The organism is Bremerella cremea (assembly GCF_039541315.1).
Lineage (GTDB): Bacteria > Planctomycetota > Planctomycetia > Pirellulales > Pirellulaceae > Bremerella > Bremerella cremea.
Map to the genome: position 1 here is coordinate 2331805 of NZ_BAABFZ010000003.1, position 17700 is coordinate 2349504.

Annotated in this window: 13 protein-coding genes; 5 read left to right on the forward strand and 8 right to left on the reverse strand. The window is 57.2% G+C overall.

Features of this window, described 5'->3' with window-relative positions; all coding sequences use genetic code 11:
* Positions 1 to 21: 21 nt before the first annotated feature.
* Together ABD890_RS11675 and ABD890_RS11680 are read right to left on the reverse strand one after the other, a co-directional pair.
* The gene (locus tag ABD890_RS11675) at positions 22 to 1050 is read right to left on the reverse strand and encodes an aldo/keto reductase (RefSeq protein WP_345089100.1); all 1029 of its coding nucleotides are present in this window, start codon (positions 1048 to 1050) and stop codon (positions 22 to 24) included.
* 110 nt (positions 1051 to 1160) lie between these two features.
* Positions 1161 to 2156 (reverse strand): zinc-binding dehydrogenase, encoded by a 996-nt coding sequence (locus ABD890_RS11680; RefSeq protein ID WP_345089103.1) that lies wholly within the window; start codon positions 2154 to 2156, stop codon positions 1161 to 1163.
* Between the two features lie 210 nt (positions 2157 to 2366).
* On the opposite strand from ABD890_RS11680, the gene ABD890_RS11685 reads away from it, so the two are divergent.
* Together ABD890_RS11685 and ABD890_RS11690 are read left to right on the forward strand one after the other, a co-directional pair.
* Positions 2367 to 4715 (forward strand): DUF1592 domain-containing protein, encoded by a 2349-nt coding sequence (locus ABD890_RS11685; protein ID WP_345089105.1) that lies wholly within the window; start codon positions 2367 to 2369, stop codon positions 4713 to 4715.
* A 35-nt stretch (positions 4716 to 4750) separates the two neighbouring features.
* On the forward strand, positions 4751 to 6190 hold the full coding sequence (locus tag ABD890_RS11690; protein WP_345089107.1) for a DUF1552 domain-containing protein: 1440 nt from the start codon (positions 4751 to 4753) through the stop codon (positions 6188 to 6190).
* 6 nt (positions 6191 to 6196) lie between these two features.
* Here the strand turns inward: ABD890_RS11690 and ABD890_RS11695 are convergent, their stop codons facing one another.
* Positions 6197 to 7882, reverse strand: coding sequence for an alpha-keto acid decarboxylase family protein (locus tag ABD890_RS11695; protein ID WP_345089110.1), 1686 nt, complete (start codon positions 7880 to 7882; stop codon positions 6197 to 6199).
* Positions 7883 to 8652: 770 nt separating this feature from the next.
* Here ABD890_RS11695 and ABD890_RS11700 point away from each other — a divergent pair.
* Positions 8653 to 9639 carry a DUF1559 family PulG-like putative transporter gene (locus tag ABD890_RS11700; RefSeq protein ID WP_345089112.1) on the forward strand — a complete coding sequence of 329 codons (987 nt, stop codon included), beginning with the start codon at positions 8653 to 8655 and terminating at the stop codon, positions 9637 to 9639.
* Here ABD890_RS11700 and ABD890_RS11705 read toward each other — a convergent pair.
* A complete protein-coding gene (locus tag ABD890_RS11705; RefSeq protein ID WP_345089115.1) occupies positions 9636 to 10616 on the reverse strand; it encodes an alpha/beta hydrolase family protein in 981 nt (326 codons plus the stop codon). The two genes, ABD890_RS11700 and ABD890_RS11705, sit on opposite strands and share 4 nt — an antisense overlap.
* A gap of 211 nt (positions 10617 to 10827) precedes the next feature.
* On the opposite strand from ABD890_RS11705, the gene mutY reads away from it, so the two are divergent.
* Both mutY and ABD890_RS11715 read left to right on the forward strand, forming a co-directional pair.
* The gene (gene mutY, locus ABD890_RS11710) at positions 10828 to 11949 is read left to right on the forward strand and encodes an A/G-specific adenine glycosylase (RefSeq protein ID WP_345089118.1); all 1122 of its coding nucleotides are present in this window, start codon (positions 10828 to 10830) and stop codon (positions 11947 to 11949) included.
* Between the two features lie 234 nt (positions 11950 to 12183).
* Complete coding sequence (locus ABD890_RS11715) at positions 12184 to 13491, forward strand: reverse transcriptase family protein (RefSeq protein WP_345089121.1); 1308 nt, start codon at positions 12184 to 12186, stop codon at positions 13489 to 13491.
* 87 nt (positions 13492 to 13578) lie between these two features.
* Here the strand turns inward: ABD890_RS11715 and ABD890_RS11720 are convergent, their stop codons facing one another.
* From ABD890_RS11720 to ABD890_RS11735, 4 genes are all read right to left on the reverse strand, one after another.
* Positions 13579 to 14244 (reverse strand): basic secretory protein-like protein, encoded by a 666-nt coding sequence (locus ABD890_RS11720; protein ID WP_345089124.1) that lies wholly within the window; start codon positions 14242 to 14244, stop codon positions 13579 to 13581.
* Between the two features lie 73 nt (positions 14245 to 14317).
* On the reverse strand, positions 14318 to 15037 hold the full coding sequence (locus tag ABD890_RS11725) for a lipoate--protein ligase family protein (protein WP_345089127.1): 720 nt from the start codon (positions 15035 to 15037) through the stop codon (positions 14318 to 14320).
* An 18-nt stretch (positions 15038 to 15055) separates the two neighbouring features.
* Positions 15056 to 15595: a hypothetical protein gene (locus ABD890_RS11730; protein ID WP_345089130.1), complete on the reverse strand. Its 540-nt coding sequence runs from the start codon at positions 15593 to 15595 to the stop codon at positions 15056 to 15058.
* 147 nt (positions 15596 to 15742) lie between these two features.
* Complete coding sequence (locus ABD890_RS11735; protein WP_345089133.1) at positions 15743 to 16537, reverse strand: SDR family NAD(P)-dependent oxidoreductase; 795 nt, start codon at positions 16535 to 16537, stop codon at positions 15743 to 15745.
* Between the last annotated feature and the right edge of the window lie 1163 nt (positions 16538 to 17700).

Here is a 17700-nt window from a genome sequence, read left to right on the forward strand (position 1 = left end):
GGCAAGCTTGCCAGGTCGGAACTAGATTCCGTCGTAGCTTGCAACCGCCTTGCTGATTTCCGCCAGCTCGGCATCGCTGAGCTCAATGCTGCCAGCCTTGGCGTTGTCGACGGCCTGTTCTGGGGTGCGAGCACCACACAGGACGTGCGAGCAACCGCGCTGGGCCAGTGTCCAAGCCATGGTCAACTGGGCGAGCGTTGCGTCATGCTTTTCGGCGATGGCTCGCATCGGTTCGAGCATCGCTTGCACCTTGGCGACGTTCTCAGGATTGAAGCGCGGCTTGAAGTTGCGCTGATCCCCTTCTTCGTACTTCCGATCGGCGGTGATCTTGCCGGTCAGCAAACCTTGGCTCAAGGGGCTGTAGGCGAGAAACGCGAGATCGTTGCTGGCACAGTAATCGAGATTGGTCCCTTCCAGATCGCGATCGAGCATCGAGTACTTTTCCTGATCGGTATCCAGCTGACCGAACTGGCGATAGGCGTTCATTTCTTCGTTGGTCGCGTTGCAGACACCAATCGCGCGGATCTTGCCTTCCTTCTTCAGTTCCATGAGCGTTTCCATTCGCTCGGCAATGGGCGTGTCGTCCATTTGCCAGTGCGTCTGGTACAAGTCGATCACGTCGGTCTGCAGCCGCTTCAAGCTTCGTTCGACTTCTTCGCGGATGCCATCCTTGCCGCTGTAGATATAGACGTCGAAGCTTTCCTTCGTAGGCTCACCGTTCCAGTCGACATTTTCTTTGGTCGTGCTGAATCGCTTGGCGGCACGTTTCTTCTGTTGGTCGTTCAGATCCCACCGCATGCTGCACTTGGTGGCCAAGACAACCTTGTCGCGTCGATCGGCAATCGCCTTGCCGACCACTTCTTCGCTGACGCCAAAGCCATACATCGGAGCGGTATCGATCAGGTTGCCGCCCGCGTCGAGGAACGCGTGAATGGCCGCGATCGATTCTTTTTCATCGGCCCCGCCCCACGTCCAGCCACCGATCGCCCATGCTCCAAATGCGACGACCGAGGCTTCGATTCCTGATTTGCCCAAAGGACGATTCTTCATGATGCTCTTTCTACTAGGTATCTAAATCTACGAGAGGTGGGAGACTGGCGAATGTAACTGTCCAGGTTTCCTTAGCCCACCCGACTGGAGTCCGCGAGACGATTGCCAACTCAGATGCGAAGGACGATCTTGCCGAACTGTTCCCCTTGTTCCATCCGAGCCAAGGCTTCGTTCCCTTGGGCCAGGCTGAACACCTGATCGACGATCGGGCGAATCTCGTGCTTCTCGACCAGTTCGAGCATGCCGCGGAAATCGGCCGGAGAGCCCATGGTTGAACCAATCAGCTTCAACTGATTCCAGAACACTTTGAACATGTCAACCTTCTCCGGTGGGCCAGTCGTCGCGCCGTAGTTCACGATGCGGCAGCCTGGCGCGGCCAGATCGATCAGGTTCGCATACCCTTTTCCGGCAGCGCTATCGATGATCAGGTTCGGCCGACCGAACTTCTCGGCGGCTTGCTTCTGCCAACCTTCTTCTTTGTAGTTGAAGCCGCACTTCGCCCCCATCTCCTTCGCTTTGGCAATCTTCGCTTCGCTCGAAGACGTCACGGCCACTTCCGCGCCGATCGCCACGGCGAACTGAAGGGCCAGCGTGGCGACACCACCGCCGATGCCACTCACCAGAACCTTCTCGCCAGGACGTAGCTGACCTTGCGACATGGTAGCGCGAAACGCAGTCACGCCTGACAAAGGCAACGCGGCGGCTTCTTCCCAACTGAGATGCTTCGGCTTGGCTCGCAGCATTTCGACCGGGGCATGAAGGTGGGTGGTGAACGTACCGTTCTGCGGCATCCCCAGGATCGTGAATTGCGGCGACTGGGCGGCTTCGCTGGTTCCCCAATTCCAGCCTGGATTGATGATCACCTCTTGGTCGAGCCAATTGTCATCCTTGGTGTCGCCAACCTGCTGAACGATACCAGCCCCGTCTGAACCCAGTACTTTGGGTAGTTCGATCCCCGGGTAAAGGCCCTGGGTAATCCAGTAATCGCGGCGATTCAAAGCAGCCGCTTTCAGGGCAATCTTGGCGTATCCCGGTTTGAGTTCCCCTAAGTCATAGTCTTTTAGCTCCAAGGGGGACTTCAGTTTCGTTATCAGTAATCCTGGCATGTTCAATTCCTCGGGTGGCTTTTTGCTCTATTGGGGTGGTCCGATGTAACCTTTGCCTTGGCTGGCTCATAGGTAGTAGAATAGACACTCTCTCGTCTGTGGTGTCCTACCCCGCTTGCCTATCTCGTGATCTTGCCAGTGCGATCTTGCCGGACCAATTACGTCTGCATTCTTCTGTTGGGATGCCTTGGGTCAACCGTCGGTTTCGACGTGAGGGCCGAAGAGCCGCAAACTTCGTCGTTATCGCGAAGTGTCGAGCAGTTTCATGCCAACATCGTACCCATTCTCGACCAACACTGCGTTCATTGCCACACGGCTGACTCGCCCGCGGGGAACGTGACCCTCGATGAGATCGATTCGCCTGAGCAGCTTTACGCCCACATCCGAACCTGGCTGAAGGTTGCTCGCACGCAGCGAGATCAGTTTATGCCACCTCAGGACGAGGACCAACCAACCGACGCCGAGCGGAAAGCTTTGATCTCTTGGGCCGAAACCCTTGGCCAGCAGCTCGACCAAAAGCCGCAGACCGATCCTGGTGCAATCGTCTTTCGTCGGTTGAATCGTTTGCAATATAAAAACACCCTGCGTGATTTGCTCGGTGTCGATTACGACGTCGCCACGGCGGTCGGTTTGCCGCAAGATCCGGTGGCGTTCGGTTTCAACAACATTGGTACCGCCCTCGAAGTCCCGCCGCTGCTGCTCGAGAAGTACCTGGCAGCCGCCGACGAGATGCTGGCGCGAGCCGTCGATACGAAGCCTGCTTCGACCCTATTCGACATCGCGGAAGTTCCTTACAAACTGGAAGGCGAGCTTCCGGAAGGAAAAGGGAAAGATGGCCCAATTCCCCCTGCCACGGAAGTGGTCGATGGCTACCGACTGTTCCGTTTGAACAGCACCCATAATTTCCCGTTGAAGATCGACAAAGAAGGCACCTACCGGTTGGAATTGGCCGCATGGGGTCACAAAGGACCGAAGTGGGCGAAATGGCAACCTGATCTGGCGATTGGTGTGAATGGCCAGAACCGCAAGTCGATTTCGGTGCTCGGAACCCGGGACAATCCTGGTGTGGAAGTCGTCACGCTGCGATTGCCTGCTGGCGAACTCGACCTGTCGATCGAATTTCTCAACGCGGAAGTTGGCCCGGCCTGGTCCGAGAACGATCATCGCTTCAAACACATGGGCTGGAAATCGCTGACGGTGACCGGGCCAGTCTCGCCGCAAGGCATCATCCCCAGCACGGAAGCCCACGAAAAGATCTTTATCGCCGAACCTTCCTCGAAGCTGCCAGCTCGGGACGCGGCTCACCAAATCGTGACATCGTTTGCGACGCGAGCCTTTCGCCGCCCCGTCGAAGCGGACGAAGTCGATCGCCTGCTCGTACTGTTCGACATGGCCCAGGCCGGAGGAGCGAACTTCGAGGAAAGCGTTCGCTACCCTTTGAAGGCTGTGTTGGTCTCGCCGTCGTTTCTGTTTCGTATCGAGCCAGCCGCCGAGGGGGACCAGCCGCAGCCAATCGATGACTACGCCTTGGCATCACGTTTGAGCTACTTCCTCTGGAACACGATGCCGGACGAAGAACTGTTTCGCCTGGCCGAAAGCCAACAGCTTCATCAGCCAGAAGTGCTCAAGCAACAAATCGCGCGGCTGTTGGCAGACGAACGCTCGAAGGTCTTCGTGCACGACTTCGCCGAGCAATGGCTGCAACTGGACGAATTGGAACACGCCCTGCCGAGCGAAGAGTTCTTTCCCGAGTTCACCGCTCGGACCCGCCATGCCATGCGGACCGAGGTGTTGTTGTTCATGGAACACCTGGTGCAAGAAAACCAAAGTGCGATCGACCTGTTGGACGCCGACTATTCGTTCACCAATCGTGACCTGACCAGCATCTATCGCTATGGCGGTTACCAGCAAGAGTTCCAAAAGGCCGAGATCAACAAGCGTCGCAATCCGGAACGGGGCGGTTTGCTCGGTATGGGAGGCATTCTGGCGATGACCTCGCACGTGTCGCGAAACAGTCCGACCCGCCGCGGCAAATGGGTTTTGGATGTCATCATCGGGGATCCGCCTGCTCCGCCACCCGCCAATGTCGAGCAGATCGACGAAGGGTCCGACAAGAATCAGGCCAAGAGTTTTCGCGAACTGCTATCGCTGCATGCAGACGAATCCTCGACTTGTGCCGGATGCCACCGAAAAATGGATCCACTCGGATTCGCGCTGGATCAGTTCAATCCGATTGGTCGATTTGAACGAGAGCGAGAAGGCGAGCCGGTCAATTCGACCGGCATCCTTCCTGGCGGTCGGCAGGTGGATGGTGTCGTCGAACTGAAGGCCATTTTGCTGGAGCAGAAACCGCGCTTCGTACGAAACCTGACCGAACAGTTGATGACGTATGCCCTCGGACGCGAGCTGACCTTTGAAGACCGCCCGGCGGTTGCTCAGATTGTCGAGCGAGCCGCCGCGAACGACTTCAAGATGCAAGAGTTGATCTACGGCATCATCGAAAGTTATCCCTTCCAGTATCGTCGCGGCTTCCAGCAACAAGTCGCCTCCGCACCTTAGTCTGTGGATCCTTTTCCCAAGGTACAACCGTGAGCATGAAACCGATTTCCCGCCGCACACTGTTGAAAGGTACCGGTGCTGCGTTGGCTTTGCCATGGCTCGAATCGATGGTTTCGAGCAAAGCCCTGGCCGCTGCCAACAGCCTGGCTCCGATGCGGATGGGGATCTACTCGACCGTGGGCGGAACGGTGATTGAATCGTGGAAGCCAGAGAAACCAGGAGCACTCAACGAGTTACCTTCGATCCTCCGGCCGATGCAGGCCCATAAAGACAAGATGCTCGTACTTTCCGGACTGGCCCATCATGGCCGGTCGAAGAACGTCAACGCGCACGAGCATTGTGCCTCGATGCATCTGACTGCCGCCGCGGAAGTCGGTAAAGAAAACGGTGTGCCGGTGACATCGATCTCGGTCGATCAGATGGCCGCCAAGCATCTCGGTTCGCAGACCTATCTGCCGAGCCTCGAAATGACCACGACGCCAGACGAATGGAAGTATTCGTATCGGGATCAGGGAGAACCGGTCCCTTACGAAATGAATCCGCGCGTGATCTTCGATCGCATGTTCCGCGGCCGCGAACCGATGGCGCCGGATTGGCAGGCACGTGCCAAGCGCCGCGCAGAAAGCCAGGCCCGTCAGGCGGCAGCACCGGCTGACAAGTCGATCGATCGCCACATCCTCGACATCGTTATGGAAGATGCCAAGCGTCTGCGAAAGAAGGTTGGCACCTACGATCAACGCAAGCTCGATCAATACCTGGCCAGCGTCGAATCGGTCGAACGCCGCATCGCACTGGTCGAAGCCCAGGCCGCCGAGATGATGGCCGACGGCATGGGTGTGCCTGCCGACATTCCGAAGGGCTTACCATCCAACGCCAAAGAATGGGATCCGATCCATCAGGTTTCGACCCAAGATCCAGAGATGCAGTCGCAGGTGATCGACATGATGGGGGAGCTGTTTGTTCTTGCCCTGCAAACCGACACCACCCGTGTCGCCACCATGGCGGTCGGCAGCGATGGCTCGATGATGCCAGGCGTGGTGACCGTTGGTTTCGAGCGGCACTTCCACACGCTGGAACATCAAGGGGGCAATCCCGATCCACGCCGCAGCGATCCGATTGCTCGTGAAGCTTGCCGCCAGGTGAGCCACTGGTTCGTACAGCACTTTGCCCGTGTGGTCGATAAGATGGCCGCCGTCGACGAAGGAGGCACGACCCTGCTCGACAACACGCTGCTGATGTTTACCAGCTATATGGCGGACGGGGGGCATCACCGCGAAGACTATCCGGTGATGCTGGTGGGCAATGCTCAAGGCACGCTCAATACCGGGCGACACATTGCTTATCCACAAGGAACGCCGATGGCGAACCTGTTTGTCGAGATGCTTGACCGGGTCGGCGTGAAAGTGGGTCAGTTCGGCGACAGCGTCACCTCGCCAGGAGCCGCCTTCGGTGGTCGGCTCCCGGAACTGACTTGATCGCCGTTAGACACGAGCACCCAAACGCTGTCCCAATCGGTGCAGCGTGCGGCTGGCATCGTTCTCTGGCAGATGGACGTGGATGATGCTCATCCCCTCGCGATCGTCCCAGGCTTTGTGCAACGCTTCGTGGAACTCTTTCTCGGTACTGACTTCATAGCCAGTTCCGCCACGCAGCACTTCCGTCAGCTTGCTATAGGCCCACGGATGGATCTCGTTGTATTCCCAATCGCCGGCATGCAGCCAGCGTTCGGTGCCGTAGCCATGGTTATCGAGCACGATGATCACCGGATCGTAGCCATGACGAATGATGGTCGATAGTTCCATCCCAGTCATCTGGAACGCACCGTCACCGATCATCGCCAGAATACGGGCGTTTCGCTTGGCCGTTTGGGCACCAAGCGTTGCCGGAACGGCGAAGCCCATCGACGTGTAATACGCCGGGCTGAGGAATTCGCTGTTCCCCTGGGTCACCAGTTGGGTCGAAGCGAAGAGGGCGTCGCCGATGTCGGCGATCACCACCGTTTCGTCATCCAGCAGCGGATTGATCATCTGCATCATGCGTTCGGTCGTGATCGGCTTTTCGGTCACCTCACCCACCGGCGGCATGCACATGCGAATGCCATCGGGCATCGGCCGCTTGGCACAAGTCACCTTCCGCTGGGAAAGTTCGCGAACGAAGTCGGCCAGCGTGATCCCGTGGTAGTGATGATGCTTCAAACGAAGTTGTTCGCTCGTCGCGTAGATGCACTTCGCTGGATCGAGGTTGGCGGTGAACACGCCGAGGTTGATGTCAGTCATGAACGTTCCGAGCAGCAGCACCAGGTCGCTCTCTTCGACGTACTGCGTCACCTCTTCGCGCCCCATCGCCCCTTCGTACAAGCCGACGTAAAGCGGATGCGTTTCTCGCATGGCACTTTTACCAAGGATGGTTGCCGCGACCGGGATCTGCGTCTGTTCGGCCAGGGCGACCAGTTCGTCCTGCAGATGGAATCGATGCATTTCGACGCCAGCCAGAATGACCGGCTTCTCAGCCTTCTCGATCAACTGGGCAGCTTCATTGACCGCTTCCGACAATGCTTGTGGATCGCTGGTTGTTTGCTGCGAAGGGAAGACATGACTGATATGCGGAATCACGTTCACCATGTCCCGTGGCAGTTCGATGTAGCCAGGTCGCTTGAAGCGAACCACCGCGTCGAGCACCCGGTCGATTTCGCGAAACGCGGTGACTGGGTCGGAAAGCTCGGCACCAGCGATGCACAGCTTCTCGAACACATCCTTCTGCGTACTGAAGTCGCGAACCATATGATGCAGCAGCGGATTATTGACCCGTTCTCGCAGACCAGGCGAGCCGGTCAGAATCACCACCGGCGATTTCTCGGCATAGGCACCGGCGATGCTGTTACAGATGCTCAGACCGCCGACACAGTAGGTCACGCAAACCGCGCCCAAGCCTTTCACGCGTGCATAGGCATCAGCGGCGAAGCCAGCACTGTCTTCGCGCGTGCATCCGACAACGTTGATCGGACTCTTCTCGAGCATTCCGTAGAACGAAAGAATGTAGTCCCCAGGGATCCCGAAGATATCCTCCAGGCCGTGCTCCTGAAGTCGACGGATTAGATACTCACCGATCGAAAGACCGCTAACCGTTTGCGCGGCCGACAAACTTGGCGAAGGCGTGGAATGATTCATCCTGGTCGACTCCAGCTCAGAAAAGAAGATTGATAGCCTACGGGCATCATTGTATGAAAACACGCGAGTCTAGGCAGAGTACCTGCGGCTTGGATTGGTCGGAATCGCAGGAACTTATTTAATTCTAGAACGCGACTTTAATACTAGAACGCAGCGGTATCGAAAGCCTGTCATCAGTTCCTGTGGTTTAACACGTCTCGCTCATCAAATTGCGGACAAATGCATTGTTTTCATGGGGTTTATTGCAAATGAGTCGTTGTCGTACGTCTTGCTTTGCGGTTCTGATCTGCTGCCCGGATGATTTCTCGGGCAATCCGGCTATCGGGCAGATAGGCCGGGGACTCGGGTAGGGAGGCGATCCGTCCGACGTCGGGCTTGCGGGCTTGGCCGACGAGGTTTCGCCTCCCTCCATTTTTATATGCCCAATCGGCGCGAAGTTTGCGACGCTCTCCTTTCTAAACCTGAAACTTCGTGCCAAGACGATCGCGACAATTCGTGTCGCTCGTCTGAACAAAGGAGGACACTTCCTATGGCTTCCCAAAAAGAACTTGATCGTGGTTACCCCCAAACCGATCCAAATGCAAAATCTCCGCCAGCGACCGTCAATTGGTTGGCCATCGTTCTCGTGACGCTCGGCCTGATCGCTGGGTTGGTGGTCTTAGGACCGCTCATGGCAATCTGGCAAGCGAACTGATTTAATGGGCAATCTGTCGGCAGGCGAATGGCCTGCCATCGATTGCCCATCAACTGTTTGCCTGCTGAAGATCTGAATGTCTGAATCGCAACCAAGCCGCCACGAAGAATCTCTTGATGAAGCCAACCAGCGTCTCGATCGCTCGCGAACCTGGGCGCTGGTGCTGGGAGGCGGCTTTCTCGGTTTGTTGCTGCTGTGTGTGATCGCTGGCCCATTGGCTTCGCTACTGGTGCAGCGTCGAGAGAGCGCTCGTCGGACAACCTGCGCCAACCACCTGCGTGAACTTGGTTTCCAGATGGAGACCTATTACAACGCAAACAACGCGTTTCCTTCGGGCTGGGTCATCTCTGACGGGGCGATGGAAACAGTACCCGCTTGGGGTTGGCCTTCACAGTTGGTTAGCCTTACCGATGCTTCTTATCCCACACCCGACGATCTAAATACCCCGTTAGGGACCGTCAGCGAAACGGGAGGCGAGCGTCTCGAGTTGCTGCAGGAAGCGATGGATGGTTACCTCTGCCCTTCCGACAAAGCGTTCACCTACGAAGGCGAGAACCATCCTGAGCGCCGCTGGGATCCGACCGGCACGCCGATTCCCTGGGGCCTGAGCATGTATGTCGGCAACGCTGGTCACAAGCACGATGCCGTCGGAACCGAACCGAACACCGGTATCTTTTTTGGCAACTCAGCCATTACTCTCGACGACATCACCGATGGGATTAGCTTCACAGTAATGCTGGGCGAACGCGATCTGACCAATTGCCGGGCAGGCAGTTGGCCTGGTGTCCCTGATCCGATGCGGCATGATGGCGGACCATCCATCTGGAACGTGGTGGCCGGTGCGAAGCCGAAGATTAATGCCCCGCCTTGGGACGGCGATACGCTATGCGGCGAAGGCTATTCCAGCTTCCATCCTGGCGGGGTCAACATGCTGTTGGTCGATGGCGCGGTGAAGTTCTTTACCGATGACACCGACTCGCAGTGGCACGACGATCCGAAGTCAGGCCAGCTCGGCGTGCTGCAGCAGTTCCTGATTCGAGACAATCAGGAAGAGATGCCTTAGTGACTTTGCGTGATCATCTTCAACCACTCGATCGCCATCGGAATGCCGGGGTCGAGCATCGGTTCGAAGTGACCACCTCCTGGGGCGCGGACGACGGTAACATCTTTGCCCAGTTCGCGAAGCTTCGAGACAAACGTATCGGCTGGACCATTGATGTCGCTGCGATCGTTGGCGGATAAGAAGATAAACGTCGGACGCGAGAGGCGTTCGATGTGGGTGGCTGGCGAAATCGCACTGACGTACGGACCTGCTTCGGTCAGGATCGATTTGTTTTGCAGATAGGTCATACCATCGAGACCCAGCGTCGCACGCACATCCACGGCCGGCATGAAGGCGATGCTTCCTTTGACCTGGGGTTCCATCTCGGCAACGTACAGGGCCATCGTTCCGGCGGAACTATGACCGGCGGTGTAGAACTGGTTCGGATCGACGAACGACAGCTTCTCTTTGGCAAAAGCCATCGCGACCTGGGCGTTGAGCAGCCCCGACTTGGCGTCGCGAAAGTTGTCGGCCGCCAGCTTCAATTGATCGTCAGAAGATTTCTCGGCATCGGCATGGCCGCTCAGTTCGTACGCGACGACCGCGAAGCCTGCCTTCGCCCACGGCAAATGTTCTTGCACGTCGCCATCGGTCAGCATCATCCCATGAATCAGCATCGTCCCGGCTGGGGCAATGAAGACGCATGGCAGCTTGCCAGGCGGAAGTGGATCAGGCTGATAAACCCACACCGTCATCGATTCGCCGGTCGGAAGCCGAACCTGCGAACTTGCCTTGCGGATACCGCCTGCCATCGGTTGGAACTTGACGTCGGGGGTTTGCTTGACGAGGCCTGCCAGGTAGTTCGGCGGCGCGAGAAGCTGCTCGGCGAACTCGGTTTCCATCATGGTGGTGTTCACCGGAGGATTCTTCGAACAGCCCACCAGGCCGACCAAAAGCAGGGCGAAGCAAAGTGGACGCGATGCAAGGCGAAGCAACATAAGGAATCAACCTGAACCAATCGATGAAGGAAATGGCCCTTCTATTGTAGCTCGCCAGATGCCCCGTTTGAAATGGTCGGGGGAAAGGTCTCCCAAAGAAGGACGTGTTGCCAGGCATCCCCTAGCCATCGCACGATGGTCACGCCTTGCCAGCCTGGGCGAAACCATTAGGCTGAACGTTTTTCGTGACCCAAGGATGCTCGAATAGCCCATGCCGCGACGCAGTGCCCGCACCGAATCTTCTTCCGCTAAATCGCCGGTGCGCGGATCGCTGGCGACGTTTCAAGCGCAAGTTCTGGCCTGGTTCGCCGATCATAAGCGTGATCTTCCCTGGCGGAAATCGCAAGATGCTTACAAGGTCTGGATCAGCGAGATCATGCTGCAGCAGACCCAGGTCGCGACCGTCAAAGAGTATTTCCGCCGCTTCACCGCCGAGTTTCCCACGGTGCACGAACTGGCCGAAGCCGAAGAGGAAAAGGTCCTGCGTTTGTGGGAAGGACTGGGCTATTACCGACGTGCGCGGCAACTGCATGCCGCCGCCAAGGAAGTGGTCGCACGTTTCGACGGGGTCTTTCCGCGCGATGTCGATCAGATTCAAAGCTTGCCTGGGATCGGTCGTTACACGGCAGGTGCCATCGCTTCGATCGCCTACGGCTTGAAGGCGCCGATTCTGGAAGCGAACACCCTCCGGCTTTACGCGCGGCTGATTGGTTGGGACGAAGTGCTGACGACGTCGGCCAGCCAAAAGCGACTATGGCAGTTCGCTGAAGAAATTCTGCCCGAGGAGGAAGTCGGCCACTTCAATCAGGCGATGATGGAAATTGGCAGCCTGGTTTGTACGCCTAAGAATCCAAGCTGCTTGCTTTGTCCTCTCTCAGCCCACTGCGAGGCTTACCGAACCGGTCGGCAGGAAGAGATCCCGCATCCTAAGAAGAAAACCGAGTTCATCCCGGTTACCGAAGTCGCTTTGGTCGTCCGCCGGAAGAACGAAGTGCTGGTCCGGCAATGTGGACCCGACGAACGCTGGGCCGGCCTCTGGGACTTCCCCCGCTTCGCCGCCGACGCTGCATCGCCGCTGGAAGGTTTAACGGCGAAGCTACAAGAAGCGTCCGGCGTGCAGGCGAGCCTTGGCGAATTGATCACCACCATCAAACATGGCGTGACCAAGTATCGCATTACGTTGCTCTGTCACGAGATGGCATTTGAGAAAGGTCGCTTGAAACCGCAAGCAGGTCCCGACGGCCAGCCACGCGTCTGGCAGTGGCGCGACGTTACGCATCTGGGCGAACTTCCCTTATCGACCACCGGACGCAAGCTGGCTCGGCTTTTGTAAAACAGCGGCCCAATGCATTGAACGTCGCTAGTTGATCGGTATCATGGCATCCAGGCTGGGGGGATGCGCCAAGCGGGAATCTTTCAATCACCGTGTTGAATGTTCCTCTCTGGGGATACCCCAGGGCAACTTGAATGGCTTGCTATTTCTTCGCGCGGGCTCCAATGCGCTGCACGCATTACGGCACGCGCTAGACCGGTCTGGTTGGCGCATCCTTCCCACCTGAATTACGGCATGCAATCGCACAAACTCATCGCTCGATCACTGGCCGCGGCCTTCGTCGCAGGGCCGATCGATGTCGAGTCGCTGGTGAAGCGCGGTGCGGAACTTCTCGGGAAACGATGGCGATGGCTTCGTCCGCTGGCTCGCAAGATCGTGGCGTGCCACAGCGCGAAAACCCGGCCGCGAGTCGTGCTGATCGAAAAGATGATCCTGACATACGCGGGATTCCATCGTGCACTGTATCGCGGCGATGATCTTTACGTCGCCAATCCGCTGGCAATCGTTCCGACGATGCTTCCTTCTCCGGCAGCAATCGGTTGGGAAGCTCCCGTTGAAATCACCACACCTGGCGAGCTTGCCGCGTGGCTTGGTGTTCGCACGAACGAACTCGATTGGTTCGCCGATCTTCGTGGCTGGAACGAACGCAGCGATACCGAATGTCTCCGGCACTATCGCTATCGCTTCTTGCCAAAGCGATCAGGACGAACACGCTTGATCGAGATTCCCAAGGCCCGTTTAAAGACCTTGCAGCGGAAGATCCTGACCGAGATTCTCGATCGCGTTCCACCCCATGACGCGGCCCATGGCTTTCGCTCAGGGCGTTCGATTCAAACGTTTGCCCAACCTCATGTCGGCAAACAGGTCTGTGTGAAACTTGATCTGGCAGACTTCTTTCCTTCCATTCACCTTTGCCAGATACAAGGCTGGTTTCGCGCGATCGGCTTCCCAGAAAAGGTCGCGGACCGGCTGGGCGGAATCTGCTGCACGACAACGCCTGGCGAAGTTCTGGCCGGCGAATCATTCGAGACCATCCGCACCTATCGTCGGCCCCATCTGGCTCAAGGGGCACCGACATCACCGGCTCTAGCCAACCTTTGTGCATACCGTTTGGATCAACGATTGACGGGACTGGCCGAAGCGGTCGGTGCGACCTATTCGCGGTATGCAGACGACCTGGTCTTTTCCGGCGACGATGCCTTCTGCCGCGTGGCAAATCGCTTTCCGATCTCCGTCGCGGCGATCGCCATGGAGGAAGGCTTCGCGGTCCAGCACCGCAAGACGCGGGTGATGAAGCAAGGCGTCGCGCAGCGGATCGCGGGACTGGTGGTCAATCAGCAGCTCAACCTACCACGAAAATCATTCGAGACGTTGAAGGCAATTCTTACCAATTGCATTCGCCATGGACCAGCGAGTCAGAATCGAAGCGGTCATCCCGACTTCCGCGCGCATCTACAGGGAAAGATCTCGTACGTGGCTTCGATCCATCCCGCCAAGGGAGAGCGTCTGATGCATTTGTTCGATCAGATCGAATGGCGGTAGAGAGAAGATGACTTCAGACGACCGGCCTGCATGTTGGCCCAAACCAAGGAGCGAACATGCAGGCGGCTTTTGAACGTCTTTAAAAGGTTAGCGACCCTTGGCGTCGTCCGATTGGACGAACTCGTCCCAGAGCTGTTCGACGCTCTTGCCGGTCATCTCGCGGATCATGAAGTTCTTGTACTCGCGTTTGCGAATCGCTTCATTCACCTTCTGCACGAAACCAGGATTGGTCTTTTCGAGCCAGGCCACAAACTGAGCGCTGGTACGATAGCCATCGGTGTACTTCTGACGCTCTGGGTTAATCCGATGCAGGCTCGTTTCTGGTTCAAACTTGTAGAAACGAATGTAGTCGGCGATGCCTTCGGTCAGCCAGAACGGGCCACCACGCGGATAGGCCTGACAGACGTGGGCCAGCTCGTGAATCACCATGCCGTTATCTTCGGGATGCTTCTTCACCCAGTCGCCAGCGATGGTGATCTGATTGCGGACCGTGTATGCGACGCCGTCCATATCCTTCTTGAAGACCACACGCACTTCGGTCGGCGCGGTGAAACCTTCTTGCTTCAACTCTTCGGCAACCTTCGGATGCCATTCGCGAATCAGCTTCTCGGCGTTGGCGCCCCAAGCTTTCAGCTCAGGCACTTCCGAGACATCGATGACCACCGTCAGCTCTTTGGCTTCGGGGGTGCCTTCTGCGACGGAGATCGTCGGCAGCGCAAACAAAACAGGAATCAACAACAACCAGGATCGCATCGGACGGCCTCTTCTTAGCGATAGATATTGAGAATCTTGGGAACCTGCTCCCCATCCTAGCCCAATAAAATCTCTATCGCATTGAGGTCCATTCCGCTTTGGCATATTTCTCGGCGGCCAAACGCACGGTCGCCTCGAAGGGCCACTCGACCATGGGGCCCTCGACCTCCCAGGCCTCGATCAGCCGGCGACGGAGCGTTTCGCGGTCGATCGGAACGTTGGTCACGAACGACTCGTGCGGTCGCTCTCCGCGATAATCAGGCATTCGCGGCGGGGTGCGGAGCAACTGGTGAATCAGTTTCAAATCGAAGTCGTACAGAATCGTCCCGTGATAGATCAGGTGACTTCGCTTGCTGCGGAGGCTGTTGCCAGAGAACTTTCGGTCGTGAAGGGTCAGGTCGCACGTCCCTTGCAGATTGACCTCGGGAACTTCGTGGACCAGGGCCTGGCGGATGCGCCCCATGACGTATTGATGGCAAACGTCGAGGGCGGCCAGTTCCGGATGCCGCTCGTAGCTGAGGACCACGGCATACATCAGACAGCCTTGCCCGGTGACGACCGACGCCCCACCGCTGCTGCGGCGAAGGACCGGAATGCCACGTTCTCGGCAGACTTCGGTGTCGACTTCCTCTTCCAGTTTGGAAGCGCGGCCAATCACCACCAGCGGTTCGGTCGGTTCCCAGATCCGCAAGACTTCCAGAGGTTGGTTGCCAGTTTCTGCTTGTTCCAGCAGAGCTTCATCGAGGGCCAGATTTTCCACCGCGGTGGAAAGTGTGAGATCTAAGAGTTGCATGCCAGATGCGGCGCGAGCCTAGCTTCCCTTGTTGCCAGGAAAGGCGAACGCCGTTCCCATCAGCACCAGACCGATCAGCACGCCTCCGAGCGAAACCGCCAGGAACATCTGTCGCGACTTGTAGAGGTCGATGACCTGCCGTTCGCCGGTCGCATTGCCCCGCATGTGGCTGAGGGCTTCGTCACTGGTGGCGAATTCCCAGAAGCTGAGACGTTGCTCCATGTTCCACTTTTCGACGTCCCCTTCGATCAGCTCGATCGGGACCTCGGCCGCTTCATCGATCTGAACCAGCGGCGTGATGCGGTACAAATAGACCGAGCTCGCCAGGCAGCCCAGCAGGACCAACAGCCCCACCACAAACAGCATCGACTGCGTGACCGACCAGTCTCGTTTGACCGGGACTTGTTCGACCTCGACCGGAGGCAGCTTCTTCATTTCCCGCAGGGTGGGCACGACCACAGTCTTGCCACTTGGGGTGGTGATTGTTTCGCCAGCCTGCGAAGTCTCGACGTGAATTTCTTCGCCGTCGGGGGTAGTCAGGAGATAAGTTTGAGCCATGGCGTTTACGGTGGACGAGTTTTCTATCGAAGCAAAATCAGCTTACCTAAAACGTTCTAGTTTACTCAGCATTACGCAGCGATGGGAAAAAGGCTCGCGCGATTGGAAACGTTTTTCAGAAAACTTTACCGATTACACCGCCTAGAGTTAGCTCGGCGCGGCACGCCCCGTTTTGCCCCACCATGGGAGTGAGATCCCACCATCGACCAGCAGCGTGGCCCCGGTCATGTAGGTATTGCGAGGGCTGCTCATGTAGCAGATGGCTTCGGCCATTTCCTCGGGCGTACCCAGGCGACCAGCCGGGATCTTCGCGCCCCCTGCCTCCAGGACGTCGTCGGTGGCAAACTTTCGCTCCCCAGGCGTGTCGGTCCAGCCTGGCTGAACAATATTCACGCGGATCTTAAAGTCCGACAGTTCGATAGCGGCCGTCTTGGCCATATGCTCGAGGGCGGCCTTCGACATGTTGTAGGCCATCGCCTTGGGCGCCGGGATGAAGGCATGTGGCGAGCTGATCACCGTCACAGCACCTGGCGTTTCCTGCGCGATCATCTGGCGGGAAGCGGCCCGCAGCAGGTGGAAGGCACCCCACATCGTGACGTCGATCGTGCGGCGGAATCCTTCCAGATCGGCTTCGTAGAAGAACTCGCGATCGCTGTAGACGGCGTTCGAAACGGCGATGTCGAGCTTGCCGAACTTACTGACCGTTTCGGCCACCATCGCTTCGACCGCCTCGTAGCTGGAAACGTCGCATTTCACGGCGATTGCTTCCGATCCGACCTTTTCAACTTCGGCGACAACCTCTTCAGCCTTCTCCGGATTCGAGTGGTAGTTGACGACAACTTTCGCCCCCTGGCGGGCGAATTCGATTATGGCGGCTCGGCCGATTCCCTGGCTCGAACCGGTCACGAGAACCACTTGTCCTTCGAAATCTCGTTGCGTCATGATTTTGTTATCCGGGGATGTCTTGGGGGTGTGCTGAAAACGTCGCGGAGCGATTCGCCCTGTTGGGTAATGCTAACGATGCCTATGCAGCCTCGCAATTCGCGCGGACGTGGCAAGGGGCCGCATCGACCCGATTGCTGGGAATTCGACGCGGAAAACGCAAGGGGTTTGAGAATCTCGACAAAACGACGTTTTTCGGGTCGTTTTGTGGTGCGGAAAAGAAACAATCGGGGTCAGAAATGCAACGCATGTGGTCGCTGCGCGACACTTCGGGGTAATCGACCCCCAGGAAAGCGGCTAAGGGAAAAGAAATGGCGGCACTAGCTAAAAGCTGAGATAGACTGTGGTTGTCCGTAGATCGAAAGGGATCGAAAGTCCTTATTTTCCCGATTCAAACTCTGGACCCTGATTAGCGTCTAGTTAGAATTGGGTGAATTCAATCGACGAACGGATGCTCGATGGCGCTTGCCAAAACTTTCGTATCCTCCAAACTCTCCATCTCCTCCACGAACACCTTGCCCCCGCGGTCTTTCCTTTCCGCGGTTCCGTAGACGGAATATTCTCCTGGTCGTGTAACGAGTTGAAGTTTGGTTGCCATATAAGTAGTGGAGTCACCCCCAATTCACAAGTCCTACGAATTGTGGCTTGGAAGGGAACCCCAGCGTGGTGGAATGTCTCTTAACCTGGAACGACACGAGATTGTGATTGCGATGAAATCATCTCGTGCTTGATTTTGGAGAGGCTGCGAAATTTGGGTAATTGATAGCACTCTTCCGGATTGTTTTCCAGGCCTGCAAGGTCCCTGAGAAGCGGCAAACTTCGTGGAAATAAGGCATTCCGGTTGATTACACTAGGTAATGAGACCGATTTTTAGGGAGTTGAAAGTCTGGTCATAAGCAAGGGTTAGAGTGATTCTTCGACACAGCATGAAGCTGCGTCGCTCAGTTGCAAGAGAGGACTTGCATCTGGATTGGAAAGGGGCACGGATTACCAACTGAACGTCGCGCGTTGCCGCCGGCCATGTCCGTTAGCTGCTTCGATGCCGCGAGAGGATCGCAAGATAAGCGATCTCCGCTATGGCTCAGCACAAAACTTTCAGGATTGGGCAAGCTAAGCGGGCCGCACGCACAACTCAAAGGTAATCTCTTTCCAAATATCCACGG

Excerpts from the sequence above, each read along its gene's own strand:
- ABD890_RS11675 (WP_345089100.1), bottom strand. The coding sequence starts at position 1,050 with ATGAAGAATCGTCCTTTGGGCAAATCAGGAATCGAAGCCTCGGTCGTC.
- ABD890_RS11680 (WP_345089103.1), bottom strand. The coding sequence starts at position 2,156 with ATGCCAGGATTACTGATAACGAAACTGAAGTCCCCCTTGGAGCTAAAA.
- ABD890_RS11690 (WP_345089107.1), top strand. The coding sequence starts at position 4,751 with ATGAAACCGATTTCCCGCCGCACACTGTTGAAAGGTACCGGTGCTGCG.
- ABD890_RS11695 (WP_345089110.1), bottom strand. The coding sequence starts at position 7,882 with ATGAATCATTCCACGCCTTCGCCAAGTTTGTCGGCCGCGCAAACGGTT.
- ABD890_RS11700 (WP_345089112.1), top strand. The coding sequence starts at position 8,653 with ATGTCTGAATCGCAACCAAGCCGCCACGAAGAATCTCTTGATGAAGCC.
- ABD890_RS11705 (WP_345089115.1), bottom strand. The coding sequence starts at position 10,616 with ATGTTGCTTCGCCTTGCATCGCGTCCACTTTGCTTCGCCCTGCTTTTG.
- mutY (WP_345089118.1), top strand. The coding sequence starts at position 10,828 with ATGCCGCGACGCAGTGCCCGCACCGAATCTTCTTCCGCTAAATCGCCG.
- ABD890_RS11715 (WP_345089121.1), top strand. The coding sequence starts at position 12,184 with ATGCAATCGCACAAACTCATCGCTCGATCACTGGCCGCGGCCTTCGTC.
- ABD890_RS11720 (WP_345089124.1), bottom strand. The coding sequence starts at position 14,244 with ATGCGATCCTGGTTGTTGTTGATTCCTGTTTTGTTTGCGCTGCCGACG.
- ABD890_RS11725 (WP_345089127.1), bottom strand. The coding sequence starts at position 15,037 with ATGCAACTCTTAGATCTCACACTTTCCACCGCGGTGGAAAATCTGGCC.
- ABD890_RS11730 (WP_345089130.1), bottom strand. The coding sequence starts at position 15,595 with ATGGCTCAAACTTATCTCCTGACTACCCCCGACGGCGAAGAAATTCAC.
- ABD890_RS11735 (WP_345089133.1), bottom strand. The coding sequence starts at position 16,537 with ATGACGCAACGAGATTTCGAAGGACAAGTGGTTCTCGTGACCGGTTCG.